A 19064-nucleotide genomic window follows, 5' to 3' on the forward strand; every position below is an offset into this window, starting at 1 on the left:
ACAGTTACAAATATAACCGATATACTTCATATTAATTTCAAAAGAAAATATATTCTAAATATTAAAATGTGTTGAATAGGAGTAGTAAGGTCGTATATTTGTACAGAGAGCTATGGGTTGGTGTGACATAGTCAAATGACATCCTGAACTCGCCTAGGAGCAGTAAGGTGGAACGGAATTACATTCTTAGTAAATCTTAACGGTTAACCTTCGATATTAGGTTTGTAATCAAACGATTACTACTAAGGTGGATTCATAATGGAATCAATAAGGGTGGTACCGCGTTAAGTAAATGGCTTAGCGTCTCTTTATATAGAGATGCTAGGCCATTTTTTTATTATATGGAAGAAGAAATGGAGGGTTTATTTAGATAGGTTTATAAAATTTATTTATTAATATAAAAAGATTTAATTAGGAGGAAAATGAGATGAAACAGACGGAGCAATGGACTTCGAAATTAGGTTTTATAATGGCGGCAGCAGGATCTGCAATTGGACTTGGTGCGATATGGAAGTTTCCTTATATCGCTGGGAAGAGTGGGGGAGGAGCGTTCTTTTTAATCTTTATATTATTTACTGTTTTAATTGGACTACCGCTACTTATAGCTGAATTTATGATTGGACGCAGTACGCAGAAACAAGCAGTTGGAGCATTTAAAAGCATCGCACCAAATACAGGATGGCACTGGATAGGACGCCTTGGCGTTGGAACGTGTTTTATACTACTTTCGTTTTATAGTGTTGTAGGTGGATGGGTATTAATTTATTTATTCAGAGGAATAACTGGACAACTGATTACTCCAGGACAAAATTACGGTGCGTTATTTACTGAAACAATTGGGAATCCCACTTGGGCTATTATGGGACATCTCGCTTTTATGTTCATTACGATATGGGTTGTATCAAAAGGTGTACAAAACGGAATTGAAAAAGCAAGTAAATATATGTTGCCAGCGTTGTTCGTTTTATTTGTCGCTCTTATTATTCGTTCGTTAACACTTGATGATGCAATGAAAGGTGTGAAGTTTTTCTTACAACCAGATTTCTCAAAGATTACTTCAGAAAGTATTTTGTTCGCAATGGGGCAATCATTCTTTGCGATTAGTATCGGGATTTCAATTATGGTTACGTATAGTTCCTATTTAAATAAAAAAGAAAGTTTACCAAAATCAGCAATAACAATTGTTGGATTGAATTTATTTGTTTCTTTATTTGCAGGTCTTGCTATTTTCCCAGCGGTATTCTCATTAGGAATGGAACCAACAGAAGGGCCTGGACTATTATTTATCGTATTACCATCAGTATTTAGTCAAATTCCACTTGGTGGATTGTTCTTAACAGTATTTCTTGCGCTATTTACATTTGCAACATTAACATCAGCGTTTTCTCTACTAGAGACTGTTGTTTCAGCATTAGCAAATGGTGAACAAGAAAAAAGAAATAAGCTATCATGGATTATCGGTTTCTGCATTTTCTTAGTAGGCATACCATCTGCGTTATCATTTGGAGTATGGAGTGATATTACGATTTTTGGAAAGAATATTTTTGATGCAGTAGATTTCTTATCTAGTAATATATTAATGCCACTTGGAGCGCTATTTATTAGTATTTTCGTATCATTCAAGATGGAAAAGAAAGTATTAGAAGCAGAGTTTTTTGTGGGTGGAAATTATGGAAAGAAAGTATTTACTTGTTGGGCATTTTTACTTCGATTTGTAGCACCACTTGCAATAATTATCGTCTTTTTAAATGTAATAGGGATTATTTAACATTAAATGTTATAATATTCAGTGAAATGAGGTGGTGATTATAAAGGGGAATTTGATAGAAGCAGGGAAATACATGAATATTAGAGGGAAAAAGCTATACGTTGAAACGCATGGAAATCCTAAAAATAAAGCAGTTTTATACTTGCATGGTGGACCAGGAGAAAGTTGCTATGATTTTTCATTTCATCAAGCAGAAAGATTAAAAAATTCCTTATATGTGATTATGATAGATCAAAGAGGAGTTTGTCGTTCAGAAGTAATTTCCGAAGAAGAACCTTTTGAACTAATGGATTTAGTTGAAGACGCTGAAGAACTAAGAAAAGCATTACAAATTGAGAAATGGTCTGTAATTGGACATTCTTTCGGTGGATATGTAGCGTTGTTATATGCGTCGATATATCCAAGTTCAATAGAGAAAATAATATTTGAAGGGCCAACTTTCGACTTTGCATTAACAAGTAGAGCTTTGCTACAAAAGACAGGGTATTTATTAAAAAAGTATGAAAAAGAAGAAGTAGCAGAAGAGTGCATCGCTTATTCATCTAGCGATGCTAGTTCAGAAGAGTTGTTAGAAGCTTATATAAGGTTAAGCGCTGAATTAGAAGAAAAAAGATTGGAGATTTACAATTATAAGGAAGATGAAACAGACTATAGTTTATATAGTGATGAAGAGTGGGAAGTATTTTCCAATCGCTCCAAAATTCATTTTGATAGATTAAAATTAGAGGGCGCATGTCATATGTCATTACTATCTAAAATAAGAAATGTACAGAATCCAATGTTATTAATTGTGGGAAAACAAGATGTAGTAACGTGTGAAAAACAAATTGCAACATTTAATAAAGATGCTCAAAATGGTAAGTGTATCGTATTTGAAGAGAGTGGTCATTCACCTCATTATGAGGAAGCAGATAGATTTGCAGAAACAGTCATGCATTTTTTGAAATGAAGAAAAGGGTGCTTCTATAAATGAGAAGCACCCTTTCTAAATTTCTGGATAAACGATTGTTATGTTAGGCCATTTATTTTGCCAATTCTTTTTTATAACTCTATTTTTGTATATATGTATACGTTCTTTTGTTTCAAGAAAATGAGCTGTCGGTTTCACTTGTAATGCAAGTACATCTTCGATTCCGCATGGAGATGTTAATATAATATTGTTTTGTTCATCTAATGTAACTCCTAATGCCGTTGCTGTTTCAGGAAATTTAGAAATAGCATCAACAGAAGAAGAATATGGCGGCATGCTATTCATTACATGCATACGAGCTTGATTTTTTACTGACCAAGGGATAGTGGCATCCATATTCATTAGTTTCGTTTCTAATAACTTTTCATATGTTTCGTCTTTATGCAGACAATCGTAATAAATAACATCTACATCAGGCGTATCTGTTCTTATTTCGTAGTCATGTAAAGTATCCCAAATTTTAGAACGAACAAAGCCGGCACAAACCCACCAATCAGATAGCTCTAGTGATTTTGCTATTTGTAATACATTCATCATCCATTCGTCGTTTTCTATTAAGCGAATGATATCTAGTTCTGTTTGTACAGTCATTTGTTATCTCACCTGCTTTTTTTAGAGAGTGAATTTAATTCATAAGCTTTATAATCCATGTGATCCAGTAAGCACCTGGTATGAATAACAGTTGAGCTAGTAATGTACCAAAAAGTCTAGAAATCATTAGCCAAGCATACATTTTACTCATTGCTTCAGCACCTTCTTCTGATTGAAGAGCTCGCTCTGTTAAAAGAGCAATACGTGGATCTAGTAGCACTGTTAATAAAATAGTAGCAAAACCATTAATAAGACCAGAAGCTGTAGTGGCTTTTGTTGCGAAAGCTGGAATTAAAAAAGAAGCATATAGTGCGGAAAGAACCCCCGCTGTATAAATTGCAGTAGCGAACATGTTAATAAGCATTATACGCTTTGGAATACCGCCGATACGCAGTCTATGAATCATTTCTAACTTTGGAAAGCGGACATATTTTTTTGTGTACTTTAATTTTTGAATGTTATTCGTTTTCATCATTCGAATGAAAGAACCGTCTGTTTCAAAGTTTTGAATGACATATCCAAATAGTTTTGTCAAAGTTGGATACAGTATAATCGCAAGCAATGTACCGATAGAAGCAGATAATAGTACAAGACGTATAATATGCTCTAAATCAATAGAAGGATCTAGTTTTGCTTCGTCCACAATCCCGCCAAGTAAAAAGGCTTGTAGTAAGTTTGACGTTCTTGAAATGAGTAATACGATTCCTACGACGGATAATGCGACAGCAATCTTCTTTAAACGAACCCCCGCTAATCGAATACTATATGAGCTTGTTTCAACTGCGTGGATGACAATTGTGAAAGCCATTATAAAGATTAATGTAATTGACATTTGTTTCACCAGTTTCTATTAAAATAATTGTAACTTTTTCACTTTATCATATCTATCGTATTTTGTAACTGAAAGTATATGACATAGGAAAAATGATTTTTCAGAAAAGTGAATAATGATAGTATAATAGAGGGGGAAGTAGGAAAAGACGTTATCAGTTACTTATAGAATAAAATGAGTGGGGGAATGAAATATGTATAAAACATTTCTATTTGATTTAGATGGAACCTTAACGGATCCGAAAGAAGGGATTGTAAATTCAGTTTTGTACGCGTTAAAAAAAATAGAAATTGAAGAAGTACATGTAAGTGAGTTAGATTCATTTATAGGTCCTCCTATTCAGCAATCATTCATAGAGAGATATAATATGAGTGAAGGAGAGGTTGAACGTGCAGTTTTTTACTTCCGTGAGTATTTAAAGCAGCGTGGATTGTTTGAAAATAATGTATACGAGGGGATTCCGAAGCTCTTGCAACAATTAAAAAGTTCAGGGAATCGTATATTTGTAGCAACTTCAAAGCCTACTGTATTTGCGAAACAAGTACTAGAACATTTTCAATTAACGAATTATTTCGAAGATATCATTGGAAGTAATTTAGATGGTACAAGAATAAAAAAAGAAGAAATAATTGCTCATATTTTACAAACAAATGAAGAACTAAATAAAGAAGAAATGATAATGATTGGTGATAGAAAGCACGATATAATAGGTGCACATCAGAATGAAATTGCTTCAATCGGTGTTTTATATGGCTATGGCTGTGAAAAAGAACTGACTGAAGTTAGTGCGACTCACATAGCGAAAGATGTTGAGGAACTGCATCATTTTTGTGTAGAAAAAAATTTAATACAGCAGTAAATATAGATTCTAGCAATCCCTTTATAACGTATGACGATGAATTCGTTTCTGTTTAAAGGGATTTTTCATATGTAATCGAATACTTATAATTAGACATTTTTAGCATAAAAAATTTGTATGAATAAGAGGAGGGATGTCAGAATCAAAAGATTAGTAGAGTTTTATCAATAAAAGTTAGAATTTTCTGTCTAAAGGAGGGGTAAAATTGGAGTTAGTTATTATATTATTAGCACTGAGTTTACTTATGTTCGTAGCATATAGAGGTTTTTCTGTTATTTTATTCGCACCGATATTTGCATTATTTGCAGTATTTTTGACAGAACCTAGTTATGTATTACCTTTCTTTTCTAATATCTTTATGGAGAAAATGGTTGGATTTATAAAGTTATATTTCCCTGTGTTTTTACTAGGAGCAATATTTGGAAAAGTAGTAGAGATGTCAGGAATTGCGGATTCTATTGCAAAAACGATTATAGAGTTAGTTGGTGAAAAACGTACTATATTAGCGATTGTATTAATGGGTGCTATTTTAACGTATAGTGGTGTTAGTGTGTATGTAGTAGTGTTTGCCGTATATCCCTTCGCAGCTAAATTGTTTCGACAAGCTAATATTCCAAAGCGTCTCATCCCTGGAACGATTGTTCTTGGGGCAGTAACGTTTACAATGGATGCTCTCCCTGGATCACCACAAATTCAAAATGTAATACCTACAACATTTTTTAAAACGGATATTTATGCTGCACCGATACTTGGGATTGTAGGAGCAATTTTTGTTCTTACATTAGGTTTACTATATTTAGAGAGTAGACGTAAGAAGGCAAAAGCGGCAGGTGAAGGATATTTTGGTTTTAATGATGGAAATACTGAAATGGCAGCATCTTTGCAAGTAGAACAAAAAAACATGCCATTAATTAATAGCATTGAAATCACAAGAGCACAACAACTTATTGCTTTTATCCCACTTATTTTAGTAGGTGTAATGAATAAAGTTTTTACTATTATGATACCGAAGTGGTATCCAAGCGGTTTTGATTTTTCTGCAATCGGCATGAAAGCATTTGGAAAAGTAGAATTAAGTGCAGTAGTAGGAATTTGGTCTGTAGAATTGGCACTTATTATAGGGATCTTAACAACGTTATTATTATATTGGAAACGAGTAGTAACAGGTTTCCAAGCTGGATTGAATACAAGTATTGGTGGAGCGCTACTTGCAACAATGAATACAGGAGCTGAGTTTGGATTCGGTGGTGTCATAGCAGCACTTCCAGGCTTCGCAATTATGAGAGATGGCATCTCTGCTACTTTCACAAATCCGTTAGTGAATGGTGCAGTAACGACGAATATTTTAGCTGGAATTACAGGATCTGCATCAGGAGGAATGGGGATCGTTTTAAGTGCGATGGGAGATAAGTTTATTGCAGCGGCCAATCAATTTGATATTCCATTAGAAGTTATGCACCGTATCGTATCAATGGCATCAGGAGGAATGGACACACTGCCACATAACGGTGCAATTATTACTATCCTTACAGTGACAGGATTAACTCATAAACAATCCTATAAAGATATATTTGCTATTACAATTTTGAAAACGGTTGCTGTATTTTTAGTTATCGCATTCTATACTTTAACAGGACTCTATTAACAATTCGAATCGTAAAGATTTATCAAATCAATAATTTATATCATAAAATATTAATTAGGGTAAGAAGGGGTGGAGTACTTGCAAGAAGTTGCTGAGTTTCGTATGCCGAAGTCTGTATTATATGGAAGAAATTCGCTTGAAAAACTGGGGGAACAATCAAAAAAGTTAGGGAAAAAAGCTTTTATAGTTACTGATACAATAATGGAGAAATTAGGTTATGTTGAAAGTTGTATAAAACAACTAAATAAGAAAGGTATTACTGTCAGTACATATAATAAAGTAAATGCTGAGCCTACAAATATACATGTGTTAGAAGCGCTATCTCTTTGTAAAGAAGAAAAGTGTGATTTTATTATCGGTATTGGTGGTGGAAGTTGTATTGATGCTGCGAAAGCAGTAGCGGTTTTATATACAAATGGTGGAGAAGTTGAGGATTACGTCCAAAAGGATATTGAACTAGAAAACAATCCACTACCACTTATTGCAATTCCAACAACCTCTGGCACTGGATCGGAAGTTACAAGTGTAGCAGTAATTACGAATAAAAAAACAGATGTAAAAATGATGATGAAGCATCCTAGTTTTATACCGCAAGTAGCAATTATAGATCCGGTTTTGACAAGTTCGGTACCACCGCAAATTACGGCAGCAACAGGAATAGATGCATTATGCCATGCGATTGAAGCGTATATTTCTAAAGTTTCACAACCACTTACAGATGTACTTGCTCTTTCAGCTATTGAAAGTATTATGAAATATTTACGTATAGTATATGAAGATGGACATAATATGGAGGCAAGAGAAGCGATGATGATTGCTTCCTTACAAGCTGGAATTGCATTTTCTAATGCATCAGTTACATTAGTTCATGGAATGTCAAGGCCAGTGGGAGCGTTATTTCATGTACCACATGGAATATCAAATGCCATACTATTACCTACAGTGTTAGAGTTTACAAAAACAAGTGCAGTGAAAAGGTTAGCAAAAATTGGACGTAGTTTAAATAAGGATTTGTATTCGGATTCTGATGAGGAAGTAGCAGATTACACACTTGGGGAAATAAAAAAACTTTGCTTTGATCTTCGTATTCCAAATTTAAAAGAATACGGAATCGATGAAATTGAATTTGAAAATGCTATTTCTAAAATGGCATCAGATGCAATTGAAAGTGGTAGCCCAGGAAATAATCCACGAGTACCTTCGTATGATGAAATTAAACAGTTGTATCGAGAATGTTTTAATTATCAATATGAAGAATCTATAAAAATATCAGATTATTGATTTCTGAATATTCTATAAAAATTTCCTTGGAAATGAATGTAGAATAAATCTTTATTATTGATATCTAATTTAGTTAAAACAAGACTTTATATTCCAAACTTAAAGTCTTGTTTTATTATGTATAATGTACATAATAAAACGTTGTTATTAGTTTTATAAAAATAGTTTAGGTAGGTGTTTATATGAAAACAATAGGTCTTATAGGTGGTATGAGCTGGGAATCAACTTCTGAATATTATCGAATTATTAATGAAGAAATAAAAGAGAGATTAGGAGGGCTGCATTCAGCAAAATGTATGATTAATAGTGTGGACTTTGAAGAGATTGAAAGATTCCAGTCTAGAGGAGATTGGAATGGAGCAGGTGAAGTTTTAGCGAATGCGGCGTATTCATTACAGAAGGGAGGAGCAGACTTTATAATCATTTGTACAAATACAATGCACAAGGTTATTGAAAAAATAAAGAAAAAAATTGATATTCCAATATTACATATTGCTGATGCAACTGCAAATGAAATTAATAGAAAAGGTATTCAAACGGTGGGACTACTTGGAACAAAATATACGATGGAGCAAGATTTCTATAAGTCACGTATTGAAGAGCATGATATAAAAGTAATAGTACCATCAGGAACAAATAGAGAAAAAGTAAACGAAGTAATATATACAGAATTATGTTTAGGAAAAATAGTATTTCAATCTAGAGAATATTATAAAAGGGTTATAGAAGAATTAGTACAAGAAGGAGCACAAGGAATTATATTAGGTTGCACGGAAATAGGTTTATTAATAAAGCAAGAAAACGTATCAGTCCCGATATTTGATACGACTCATATACATGCAATTGAAGCAGTCAAGTTAGCTTTAGATAAATAAATCATAATTATATTATGTAAACTTAATTCGTATATCTGGAAAACATTCAGAAAATATTTTATAATGTAAGTGGTTACATTTAAGGAGGAATGCGTATGTTTTCAGTTCAACCAATCGCATTTGTACATAATGAAAGAAAGGAAATAAAAGATGATAAATGGGGAGAAGTAAGATCCCGTATAACTTTAACTGAAATGTATGGAGAAGAAAGTATACAAGGGATTGAAGATTTTTCTCATATTGAAGTTGTTTTTTATTTTCATAAAGTAACTGACGAGCAAATTCAGTATTTTGCTAGACATCCTAGAAATAATAATGATTATCCTAAAGTAGGTATTTTTGCACAGCGCGGGAAAAATCGCCCGAATCGTATAGGTATAACAATTGTAAAGCTGATTAAAAGAGAAGGTAAATCAATTATCGTTGAGGGGTTAGATGCTATTGATGGCACTCCTATATTGGATATAAAACCAATAATGAAAGAGTTTATGCCGAAAGAAGAAGTACACCAGCCAAAATGGGCAACGGATATAATGAGACAGTATTGGAAGGGGAATGGAGTAAAATGAGAATATATGAGGCAACAATTGCAGATTTAAATGGACTAGCATCAGTTTTTAATAACTATCGCATGTTTTATAGGCAGGATTCCGATTTAGAAGGAGCAAAAGTATTTTTACAAAATCGAATTGAGAGAAAAGAGTCCGTTATTTTCGTGGCAGTTGAAGACGGTGAATATATTGGGTTCACGCAACTATACCCATCATTTTCTTCTATTTCAATGAAAGAATTATGGATTTTAAATGATCTATTTGTACAAGCGACTAAGCGTGGAGCAGGAACGGGTAAAAAATTGTTAGAAGCTGCGAAAGAATACGCATTAGAAAATGGTGCAAAAGGTGTAAAATTACAAACAGAGATTGATAATTTATCAGCACAGCGATTATACGCTGAAAATGGTTATTTGAGAGATAATCGTTATTTCCATTACGAATTAACGTTTTAAAAAATAAAAAATAAAAGAGACGTTTTCATTTTGAAAATGTCTCTTTTATTTTTTTATTATAGTTGATTTAAAACCCAGTTTGTTGCATCTTCAAAGTTATCTGCAATATAGTTGGGTTCAATATGTGCCCATTTGTCTCGGTACGTATGCAAAGCATCATACCCAGCGCCTGTTCGGACTAGAATCGTTGTTGCGTTTACTTTTGCTCCTGCAACAATATCAGTCCACCGATCACCAACTACAGCACATTGTGTTAAATCAAGCCCGTGTTTTTCTGCTGCTTTCATAAGCATGCCTGGACTTGGTTTACGGCATTCACAACCATCACCGTGTTTGTGGGGACATACGTATATATCATCAAAACCGAAACTTTCTAGCTCTTGTACAAAATCCGCTTCAGTCGCTATTCCATCTGCGATACCAGGTTGATTTGTGAAAGAGAAAATCTTTATATTTTTAGCTTTTAGCTTTTGCAAGGCTGCTTTTGTAAAAGGAAATAATGTAAAGGATCCTGGATAGTGTATTGTAGTGTCACCACCAATTGTACCGTCACGATCAATGAAAATTGCTTTAATGTTTGTCATAGTTATAGTCCCTTCAATTTATTCCGTATTAACGGGCAGTAAGACCCCCACCTCAAAATTCAGCGAAAGCAAAGCAGTTAAGTGGGCGATCAACTGCCCGTAAAAGCCCGATTGGTTCAACTAATAATCAGTGGGGGATGAACAAAACCCCACTGATTAAGGTTTTACTTTATAAGTAGTTTAAAAATGTTTTACAAATCGGTAGCCATTTACTTCATATCCTAATTTTTTGTAAAAAGGATGAGCTTCTACTCTTTTTGTTCCACTAACTAGCCATGTGCCAATGCAATTCTGCTTCTTTGCTAATTGTTCTGCATAATCCATTAACACTTGTCCTATACCTTTCCGCCGTATTGTAGAATCAACGCTAATAATTGAAATCTCTCCATAACGAGTTACATCTTCTAAATTTTCGCGTATACGAAATCCAAGTAATCCAAATATAGTTTCTTCTTCCTCGTAAACATATAAAAAATCAAAAGGACTCATTTGTACGAATTGCAATCGGTTGTTCATATCTTCATAGGAAATAGAGGAACCTTTTAATTCTTTCGTTAAAGAACAAAGTGCATCTATATCATCTATCGTAGCTTCACGAATTTGAAAAGACATATTATCCACTCCAATAAAATGTAATCAAACATTTAATATTCTGTTAAAAAATGTTTTTTCCTGCTATGAAAATAAATATTTTATAATGATATATAGATAGTTATATGTTATTCTTGTCCTGGATTGTATTGGGAATGGAAAGAAGGGGAATGTATGTTAGAAGTAAATATTCGCTCGGCTGGATATGAAATAGGTGAAAAAACAATTCATGATATTGCTTTTTCCATTGAAAAGGGTGAATTAGTTGCTCTTATTGGCGCAAATGGTGCTGGGAAGAGTACGACGATTAAAACGATACTCGGATTACTTGTAAATATGGACGGTGAAATATCATTCGGTGAAAAGAAAAGCCCGTATGCATACGTACCAGAACATCCAACATACTATGATTACTTGACGCTCTGGGAACATATTGAATTATTAATGGCAGCTCGTGGAAGTGAAATGGGAAGCTGGGAAGAACGAGCGGAGCAATTATTACATACTTTTCGAATGTATAAGCATAAACACGAGTATTTATCAAAGTTTTCAAAAGGTATGAAACAAAAATCGATGCTAATATTGGCGTTTTTAACTGAGCCAGATTTTTATATAATTGACGAACCTTTTATCGGTTTAGATCCAGTAGCTACGAAAGAGTTTTTAAATTATTTATATAAAGAAAAAGAGCGCGGGGCAGGAATTTTACTTTGTACGCACGTATTAGATACTGCTGAAAAAATTTGTGAAAGATTTTTACTCATTTCACAAGGTACATTAGTCGCAGATGGACATTTAGAGTCTATCCAAACGCTAGCGGAAATGCCGGGTAGTTCATTATTAGACTGTTTTGATGTAATTGTAAGGCGTGAACAACATGATTAAACAACAATTTTATAAGAGATTACGCCATGAACTCCAGAGGAAATGGAAGTCTATACGTTCGGTAGCAGATTGGACAGTTGCATTATATATTATTATTCCAGCATTTATATTTATGGGAATCTATTATCGGTCGCTATGGATGGGGAATTTATCGATGGAAGAGACGATTTATTTCGGATTAGGATTACTCGTATTTTATCTAATAACATATACGAGAGGAGTTCGTTCGTTTTTTGAACAAGCGGATAGTTTATTTTTAATTTCATATCCAAATCATATGCGAAAATTAGTCCAGTACGGCATGATGTACACATGTATTCGAATAGCGATAACGAATGTAATAGTAGTTGTTATTATGTTACCAGTGTTGATGAAAAGTATCGGAGTAACAGAGATACAAGTCGTATTATTTTTTGTATTCTTTACTGTGTTTCGATTTATGCTGTCGTTGTTGACGAGGTTTATACATATACGTGTCGGGAAACGATGGGTTTTATGGATTATAAAAAATGTAATATTTTCTATGAGCTTATCCTTTTTTGGAATTAGTCTATTTTTAATTTATAAAAATCCATTTTATTCAATTCTATTTATCGGTCTAGTAATTTTCTTAAGTATTGTATTAGTAAAAGAGAAGATGAATTATAAAAGTTCCTTTTTTAAAGAAGTTGAGAAAGAAAAAGAGGAAAGCATGCGCTGGACGAGCGGAATTATGCAAGTTGGTGGTCATGCGGCTAAACCGAGTAGTTCGAATAAAAAACCGTGGATGTTCCCACGTTCTAAAAGACTATTAGGGAAAAAAGCTGATGCTCGTATTGTCGAATCTTTTTTGAAAGAGTTTTTCCGAACAAGTACTGCACGAATATTTTATATTCAAATTGTATGTATGAGTACTGCCAGTATAATCATGACTCCAAGGTGGATTGCAGCTATTGTTCTTGTATTTGCTGTAGTTGCAATTTCTCGCTATGCACGTGATTATTGGAATGAATTTACGAAAAAAATGTTTCTTCATTTATATTGTGAAGAAGGAAAATTACTTTTGCTAAGGTGGAAGGCAGATCGTTATTTACTACTACCAGCAATACTCTTGTATGGAATAGTTATACTTGCCGAGTTTTATTTATTGCCAGCTGTGATTGGTGGATTTGTTTTTATTTTATTAATTGTATGGATTGTATTTTTACCATTAAAAAAGAGCCATTGACGGCTCTTTTTCTAGTCTGTAACACATTGATAAATAAAATATACTAAAACGAGTATGCTTGCGGCGGAATACATGACATCTAAAGTCATTCAAGTGCCTCCTCAATATTGTGGTATTAATATTGTATGAAATCTTACAATTTCATATTCAAGTGAAAAATATGTGAACGTTAACAAAATTGTAAAGTGCAAAAATTATAATCATTTTGTATAATAGAAGAAACCACCGTTATATAAAAAATAATGAGTGAAAGGGGAGGGAACATAAATGCCAAATTGGTTTAGAAAAACCTTAGTCGCATTAATTACCGTATTTACATTTGGTTTAGTGACGCCTCCTTCCATATTGCTTGATAATGCCAAAGCTGCGGACAAGCCTACGAGCACAGCTGGGCAACAAAATTTGGAGAGTACGTCCTATACATATGAAGAAACGAATGACAGGTTAACCACCGATACTTTTATTACTTATGCGATGCAAGAAGCAGAAAAACAGTCGATGCAAAAGTTTGGTACTAAAATTGGCCCAGTAATTGAAGATGAATTTAAAGATGTAATATTACCGAAGATTGAAGAGGCAATTGCTGAACTTGCCAATGATGTACCAGAGGAGTCATTGCAATCATTAGCGATTTCTCAAAGACCAGCTGGTGGAAATAATGAAAAGATTTTTCACGTCTACGATACGAAAACAGGAAATGACTTATTGCGTTTTCATGTAAGAAGAGATCATCCACCGCAAGATGGTTATTATTTTAATTTCCACTATCATCGTTTTGATGATGGATACTCTGGACATCATGAGTTAGGTAATATTTATTGGAATACGAATGTACCGCCAAAATGGCTTTCTTAAAAAGAACAAGAGAAAATCTTGTTCTTTTTTTATGTTTATAGAAGGGTAAGACAACTATGGTGTTGAATATGATAGGTTTAGAAAAAAGCAGCAAAGGGAGTATGGGAATGCAAAAATATATTGTTTTTGACTTTGATGGCACATTAGTAGATTCACAAAATATATTTGTACCAATTTACAATCAACTTGCTGAAAAACACGGATATAAAGCGGTAAGGGAAGAAGAAATTGAGTATTTACGTAAATTAACGATGCCAGAGAGATGTAAACAACTCGATGTACCACTGTACAAACTACCGATATTAGCGTTAGAGTTTTATAAATTATATCAGCCTGCTATAAAAGATCTCGTTTTATTCCATGGAATGAAGGATGTATTAGATGAACTACATAAAAAAGGATACGGTATTGCAGTCATATCATCTAACTCAGAAGAGCATATTCGAGCATTTTTACAAAAGAATGATATAGAAAATATACAAGAAGTGTATTGTTCTAAAAATTTGTTCGGTAAAGACAAGATGATAAAAAGATTTTTAAAATCGAAAAAAATAACTGAAAAAGATATGTTATATGTCGGTGATGAACAGCGAGACGTAGCAGCATGTAAAAAGGCTGGGGTAAACGTAATTTGGGTATCTTGGGGATATGATGTTATTGAAACAGTGAAAAAAGATGCACCAGATTATATGGTTCATACGCCGATGGAAATTGTGCAAGTCGTACAAGGAGCGTATTCTTAATATGAATACACTTCGAGCAGGTTTTCATCATATTGAATTTTGGGTAGCAAATTTAGAGGAATCTATTTCTTTTTATGATAAGTTATTTGCCATAATTGGGTGGAGAAAGTTAAACGAAGTAGCATATAGCACAGGAGAAAGTGAAATATATTTTAAAGAAGTAGATGAGGAGTTTGTAAAGACTTTAGGACCAAGAAATATTTGTTACCCAGCTATTAAAAGAGAAGTTGTTGACGAGGTAGCAGAGTTTCTTCCTAGTACGAAAGTGAAGGTAATACGTGGTCCTATTGAAATGAACCATTATTCAGATGATTACTATACAATCGACTTTTACGATCCGAATGGATTTATTGTCGAGGTTGCGTATACACCGAATGTAGAAATGTAAGGGGAATAGATATGAAGACAATTACAGCATGGCAAAAAAATATACAAATCGTAAAAGATGCAGCAAATATTGAAGAAATTTCTAAAGGTTTCTCACCTGATAAGAAATATATTATTACGAATGCGGATAATGAAAAATATTTATTACGGATAGGCGATATAAAAGAGTATGAAAGAAAGAAAATAGAGTTTCAAATTTTAAATGAAATGCAAAACCGTAGTGTGCAAGCACAAAAACCAATTGAAATGGGTTTGTTGGCAGAAGAAGGTGAATGCTATAGTATTTTTTCGTATTTAGAAGGGGAAGATGCGAAGAAGCTATTGCCTACGTATTCACCCAAAGAACAATATGATATTGGTATAGAGGCAGGAAAAGATTTAGCAAAAATGCATACACTTGAAGCTCCTAAGAATATACTTCCGTGGTATGAAAGGGCCATGAAAAAACATCGGAAATACTTAGAGGCATACAAAACATGCGGAATTAAAATTGAAAATGATGATAAAATTATTAAGTTTATAGATGAAAATGAAATGTATGTAAAGAACCGCCCAAATCGATTTCAACACGATGATTTTCATTTAGAAAATATAATTGTACGGGATGGGAAATATGTAGGTATAGTTGATTTTAATGGTTATGACTGGGGCGATCCACTGCATGATTTCGTGAAAATTGCACTATTTGCAAGAGACATTAGTATTCCGTATTCAATCGGACAAATAGAAGGATACTTTAATGAGAGAATACCAGAGGGGTTCTGGAAATTATATGCGGTGTATGTTGGCATGACAGTTTTCTCATCAGTTGTCTGGACATTACGAGCAGCACCGCATATGTTGGATGATACGTTAGAACGTCTTCATATTGTATTGGAAGATCATAAAAACTTTGAATTATCGAAGCCGATTTGGTTTCAACCAGATAAGATGGATATGAAATAGAAAAGGTAGGTGTGATTCGCACCTACCTTTATTTTTTACCATTCTTCATTTTGAAGTAGTTGTAATGCTAATTTTAAATCCACATCTTCTTGTATATGTTGCGGAGTCCACGGGATATGTATATGTGGTTGTATACCAATTCCAGACATTCCTTCGCCTTTATCTATAATAGAAAGCCGTGAAGTAGGGTAGTAAAGAGCGAAAGTATCAGCCCATTCCATTACTGCTAAATTAGAATAATCATTTAAACCAGCAGTAGGACGACCTATTACTTTTGCTTTCAATGATTTTTTTGCAACTTCTACAAAAGAATCACCAGAACTTCCGCATGTAACATCTGTTAATATAACTACTCTACTAGGTGATTTTTGTCCGTGTATTTTTAATGATTGAAGTTCATTTGGTAACCCAGAAGTATCAAATGTAACAAAGCCTTTTTTATAATTCTTTTTTAAATCTTGAATAAACATATCAGTAAATAATTTTGAAAGTTTATCTAATGAATCATAATCTTCTGTTTCGAAGTCTTTCATTCTTAAATGAAAGTTTCGTTCTGTATGATTTAATTGCATTGTATCTGAAGAATCGAAAAGAGAAATCTCTTTGTCTTCAAATAAGTAAGGAAGTAGGGTGAAAAATGCATCATCACTTCCGCCACGATTCAATCGGACATCTATAATTAAGTTTGGAAAAGAATCCAACTCGTTTTTGTATGAGTCGATTAATTGATTAATAGCTGCAGCATTTGTAAAGTCAGTTAAAGTAAGTAAGAGTGTATCTTCATTATATTTTTCTAATGAATAGGTAGGTGTGTATTTGCTTTGTTTATACTTTTGTAAAGTAATAGTTTGAGTCAATCCATTTTCATCTATAAGTGTACAATTTGATGATTTTAATAAAACGTATTCCCATTGTTCACGCTCATATGTATTCTCATTTACATACTTTTTATATTTTATTAATAGTTCAGGAACTTTCATGTTATCTAATGCAACGATAGTTTGTCCTTTTTTTACTCTATTTTCTTGTGAGTTGGATGTAATATATAGGTGATCTTCGTATCTTTTCACTTGAAAACCGACACTGTTAAGAGGTTGATCGTTAGAGAACATTTTGAAAAACATATGATTGTCTTTAAAGTCTAATAAGTAATCACGTACAATTTCAGTGAATTGTACTGGCGGTAAATCTCCTTGCTTCTCTAGTTTTTCAATTGTTTGTAAATATGTAGTAGGATCATCCCATTCTTTTTTATCAATACAACCGGAATAATCGTGATGAGTAATCGAAACAACTTCCTTGAAGATTTCTGTGTACAAAGCTTTTCCTCCTTATAGTTTAAATAGTTAAATAAAAGGATTCTTTGTTCTATACGTAAAATCCTTTATTTGGATGAGGATTTTAATACAAAAATAGAGGGAAGTATATCCTCCCTCTATTAAAATAGTTATTTAATTTTCTTAAATGTAAGCGGCTGAGTACTTAACGTAGCTGGTACATGTAACTGAAGGGATGGGAATTCACCATTCACATTCATTTCATAAGAGAATAATAAACTCATTTTCATTTGGAATAAGTCAACTTTTGCGGAGAAGACGTCGTAATGATGATGCCCTAATTGAATATCCATCTCCATAAATTGTACATATAACGAATTATCCCGTTTATATACTTGTAGTGTTCCATAAGCAGGATGTTCAAAAGTACCAGTGTAGTCATCTAATTGGTGAGAAGGTGTAGTCCCTTTTATTTGTTCAGGAAGAGATTCAGTTGCTTCTTTCATCATTTCCTTCATTTTTTCAGTATCTTCTACAGCTCGTTTATGCCAATCGATGCCTTCTAATTCAAGCAATTCGTCATAAATTTGATTAGCAAGATAAGTAGGCAGTAATGTGCCTCCAGCATTCGTTAAAATGACAAGGCCGATGTTTTCTGATGGTATGAATGAAACAAGCGCTGAAAATCCATCGATATTACCGCCATGATGAATCACTTTTTTGCCACGATAAGCGCTAATAAACCAACCAAGGCCGTAACTATTTAGTGGAGATTCAGGAAGTGATAAAACTGGTTGATCTGGAATTGAATTGTGTGGTGTATACATTTGTTGTAATAATTCAAGAGAAATTAATTCATGCTCTCCAAATTTCCCTTGTTTTAAGTGAAGAAGGACCCAATTGGCCATATCTTCAATTGTAGAATTAATACACCCAGCAGCGCCGACCGTATCGATGTTGCGGAATGGAACTTCTTTTATTTCACCGTCATTTTCGATGTAAGGTAAAGCATAATCATCTGTAGTTTGTGAATCTGTAACAGAGAAGTTTGTATGCTTCATATTTAAAGGTTCTAAAATATGTTCTGTAGCGTATTGCTCCCAGGTTTGATTTGTAATGTTTTCAACAATGTAGCTAATTGTCGCATACATTAAGTTGTTATATAAAAATGCAGTCCGGAACGGTGCATCAAGTGGTAAATGTTCTATTTTTTCAACGAGATCTTTTCGGGATAAGGAAGAACTGTACCAAAGAGCATCATGACGACTCACTCCAGTGCGATGAGATGCTAAATCTCGTCCTGTAATTTGTGAGCTAGCAAGTAGTTCAGATAAAGAGAAGTTAGGTATATAAGACTGAATAGGAGTATCCCAATTAAACTTTTTTTGCTGTGCTAACAAGCTTAATGAAAGCGTGCCAAAAGCTTTCGTTGAGGAACCGATTGCGAACCGAGTATTCGGTGTAACAGCCTCTTTTGTTTCTATATTACGATAGCCGAAACCTTCTGAAATAATAATTTCACCCTCTTTTATAACAGCTACAGCAGCACCAGGAACGTTTAAATCCTTCATCATTTTTTCAACCGTTGTTTGTAAAGAAGTCATAACAGGTGTTTCAATTTTAGACATACTTCTAACCTCCAAATATAAAATTTTCCCTACCGCACTATACTTTCGGTAATAGAAAATGAAAACCTTTTTAAATATGGAAAGTTAATAATTTTGTAAGGATGAATGAAATTATTATTTATTTAGAATTTTATT

20 protein-coding genes and 1 other annotated feature are annotated in these 19064 nt (G+C 33.5%); of the genes, 14 read left to right on the plus strand and 6 right to left on the minus strand.

The features are described from left to right. Positions 1–62: 62 nt before the first annotated feature. Positions 63–311: a binding site (T-box leader), on the plus strand. A 116-nt stretch (positions 312–427) separates the two neighbouring features. Together COK05_RS07565 and COK05_RS07570 are read left to right on the plus strand one after the other, a co-directional pair. Beyond that, positions 428–1768 (plus strand): sodium-dependent transporter, encoded by a 1341-nt coding sequence (locus tag COK05_RS07565; RefSeq protein WP_098612088.1) that lies wholly within the window; start codon positions 428–430, stop codon positions 1766–1768. 73 nt (positions 1769–1841) lie between these two features. Next, positions 1842–2717 (plus strand): alpha/beta fold hydrolase, encoded by an 876-nt coding sequence (locus COK05_RS07570; RefSeq protein ID WP_098612137.1) that lies wholly within the window; start codon positions 1842–1844, stop codon positions 2715–2717. 36 nt (positions 2718–2753) lie between these two features. Here the strand turns inward: COK05_RS07570 and COK05_RS07575 are convergent, their stop codons facing one another. Both COK05_RS07575 and COK05_RS07580 read right to left on the minus strand, forming a co-directional pair. Further along, positions 2754–3329: a nucleotidyltransferase family protein gene (locus tag COK05_RS07575; RefSeq protein WP_098612089.1), complete on the minus strand. Its 576-nt coding sequence runs from the start codon at positions 3327–3329 to the stop codon at positions 2754–2756. A gap of 34 nt (positions 3330–3363) precedes the next feature. Next, complete coding sequence (locus tag COK05_RS07580; protein ID WP_000028911.1) at positions 3364–4161, minus strand: lipid II flippase Amj family protein; 798 nt, start codon at positions 4159–4161, stop codon at positions 3364–3366. A 193-nt stretch (positions 4162–4354) separates the two neighbouring features. On the opposite strand from COK05_RS07580, the gene COK05_RS07585 reads away from it, so the two are divergent. From COK05_RS07585 to COK05_RS07610, 6 genes are all read left to right on the plus strand, one after another. Beyond that, positions 4355–5020, plus strand: a complete 666-nt coding sequence (locus COK05_RS07585) for an HAD family hydrolase (RefSeq protein ID WP_098612090.1) — start codon at positions 4355–4357, stop codon at positions 5018–5020. Between the two features lie 205 nt (positions 5021–5225). Continuing rightward, positions 5226–6665, plus strand: coding sequence for a GntP family permease (locus COK05_RS07590; protein WP_098612091.1), 1440 nt, complete (start codon positions 5226–5228; stop codon positions 6663–6665). A gap of 78 nt (positions 6666–6743) precedes the next feature. Then, positions 6744–7946 carry an iron-containing alcohol dehydrogenase gene (locus tag COK05_RS07595; RefSeq protein ID WP_098612092.1) on the plus strand — a complete coding sequence of 401 codons (1203 nt, stop codon included), beginning with the start codon at positions 6744–6746 and terminating at the stop codon, positions 7944–7946. A gap of 182 nt (positions 7947–8128) precedes the next feature. Then, positions 8129–8821, plus strand: a complete 693-nt coding sequence (locus tag COK05_RS07600) for an aspartate/glutamate racemase family protein (protein WP_098612093.1) — start codon at positions 8129–8131, stop codon at positions 8819–8821. Positions 8822–8916: 95 nt separating this feature from the next. Beyond that, entirely contained in the window at positions 8917–9390 is a 474-nt protein-coding gene (gene tsaA / locus COK05_RS07605) for a tRNA (N6-threonylcarbamoyladenosine(37)-N6)-methyltransferase TrmO (RefSeq protein ID WP_098612094.1), read from the plus strand. After that, on the plus strand, positions 9387–9827 hold the full coding sequence (locus COK05_RS07610) for a GNAT family N-acetyltransferase (protein WP_098612095.1): 441 nt from the start codon (positions 9387–9389) through the stop codon (positions 9825–9827). The genes tsaA and COK05_RS07610 overlap by 4 nt, the downstream gene beginning before the upstream one ends. 56 nt (positions 9828–9883) lie before the next feature. Here the strand turns inward: COK05_RS07610 and COK05_RS07615 are convergent, their stop codons facing one another. Next, positions 9884–10411 (minus strand): HAD-IIIA family hydrolase, encoded by a 528-nt coding sequence (locus COK05_RS07615; RefSeq protein WP_098612096.1) that lies wholly within the window; start codon positions 10409–10411, stop codon positions 9884–9886. Between the two features lie 180 nt (positions 10412–10591). Then, entirely contained in the window at positions 10592–11023 is a 432-nt protein-coding gene (locus COK05_RS07620) for a GNAT family N-acetyltransferase (protein ID WP_098612097.1), read from the minus strand. Between the two features lie 153 nt (positions 11024–11176). Between COK05_RS07620 and COK05_RS07625 the strand changes: the two genes are divergently transcribed. The 6 genes from COK05_RS07625 to COK05_RS07650 all read left to right on the plus strand — a co-directional run bounded on the left by COK05_RS07625 (position 11177) and on the right by COK05_RS07650 (position 16024). After that, positions 11177–11887 (plus strand): ABC transporter ATP-binding protein, encoded by a 711-nt coding sequence (locus COK05_RS07625; protein ID WP_098612098.1) that lies wholly within the window; start codon positions 11177–11179, stop codon positions 11885–11887. Beyond that, positions 11880–13094, plus strand: a complete 1215-nt coding sequence (locus tag COK05_RS07630; protein ID WP_098612099.1) for an ABC transporter permease — start codon at positions 11880–11882, stop codon at positions 13092–13094. Before COK05_RS07625 ends, COK05_RS07630 begins: the two co-directional genes overlap by 8 nt. A gap of 267 nt (positions 13095–13361) precedes the next feature. Next, on the plus strand, positions 13362–13949 hold the full coding sequence (locus COK05_RS07635) for a YpjP family protein (RefSeq protein WP_098612100.1): 588 nt from the start codon (positions 13362–13364) through the stop codon (positions 13947–13949). Between the two features lie 107 nt (positions 13950–14056). Next, on the plus strand, positions 14057–14692 hold the full coding sequence (locus tag COK05_RS07640; RefSeq protein ID WP_141538944.1) for an HAD family hydrolase: 636 nt from the start codon (positions 14057–14059) through the stop codon (positions 14690–14692). Between the two features lies 1 nt (position 14693). Further along, on the plus strand, positions 14694–15080 hold the full coding sequence (locus COK05_RS07645; RefSeq protein WP_098612101.1) for a VOC family protein: 387 nt from the start codon (positions 14694–14696) through the stop codon (positions 15078–15080). A gap of 11 nt (positions 15081–15091) precedes the next feature. Next, the gene (locus COK05_RS07650) at positions 15092–16024 is read left to right on the plus strand and encodes an aminoglycoside phosphotransferase family protein (RefSeq protein WP_098612102.1); all 933 of its coding nucleotides are present in this window, start codon (positions 15092–15094) and stop codon (positions 16022–16024) included. Positions 16025–16059: 35 nt separating this feature from the next. Here the strand turns inward: COK05_RS07650 and COK05_RS07655 are convergent, their stop codons facing one another. Continuing rightward, positions 16060–17343: a S41 family peptidase gene (locus COK05_RS07655; RefSeq protein ID WP_098612103.1), complete on the minus strand. Its 1284-nt coding sequence runs from the start codon at positions 17341–17343 to the stop codon at positions 16060–16062. 128 nt (positions 17344–17471) lie between these two features. Next, positions 17472–18929, minus strand: coding sequence for a serine hydrolase (locus COK05_RS07660; RefSeq protein ID WP_098612104.1), 1458 nt, complete (start codon positions 18927–18929; stop codon positions 17472–17474). Positions 18930–19064 lie beyond the last annotated feature (135 nt).

The sequence above is a fragment of the Bacillus cereus genome (assembly GCF_002567495.1).
Taxonomy (GTDB): domain Bacteria; phylum Bacillota; class Bacilli; order Bacillales; family Bacillaceae_G; genus Bacillus_A; species Bacillus_A cereus_AQ.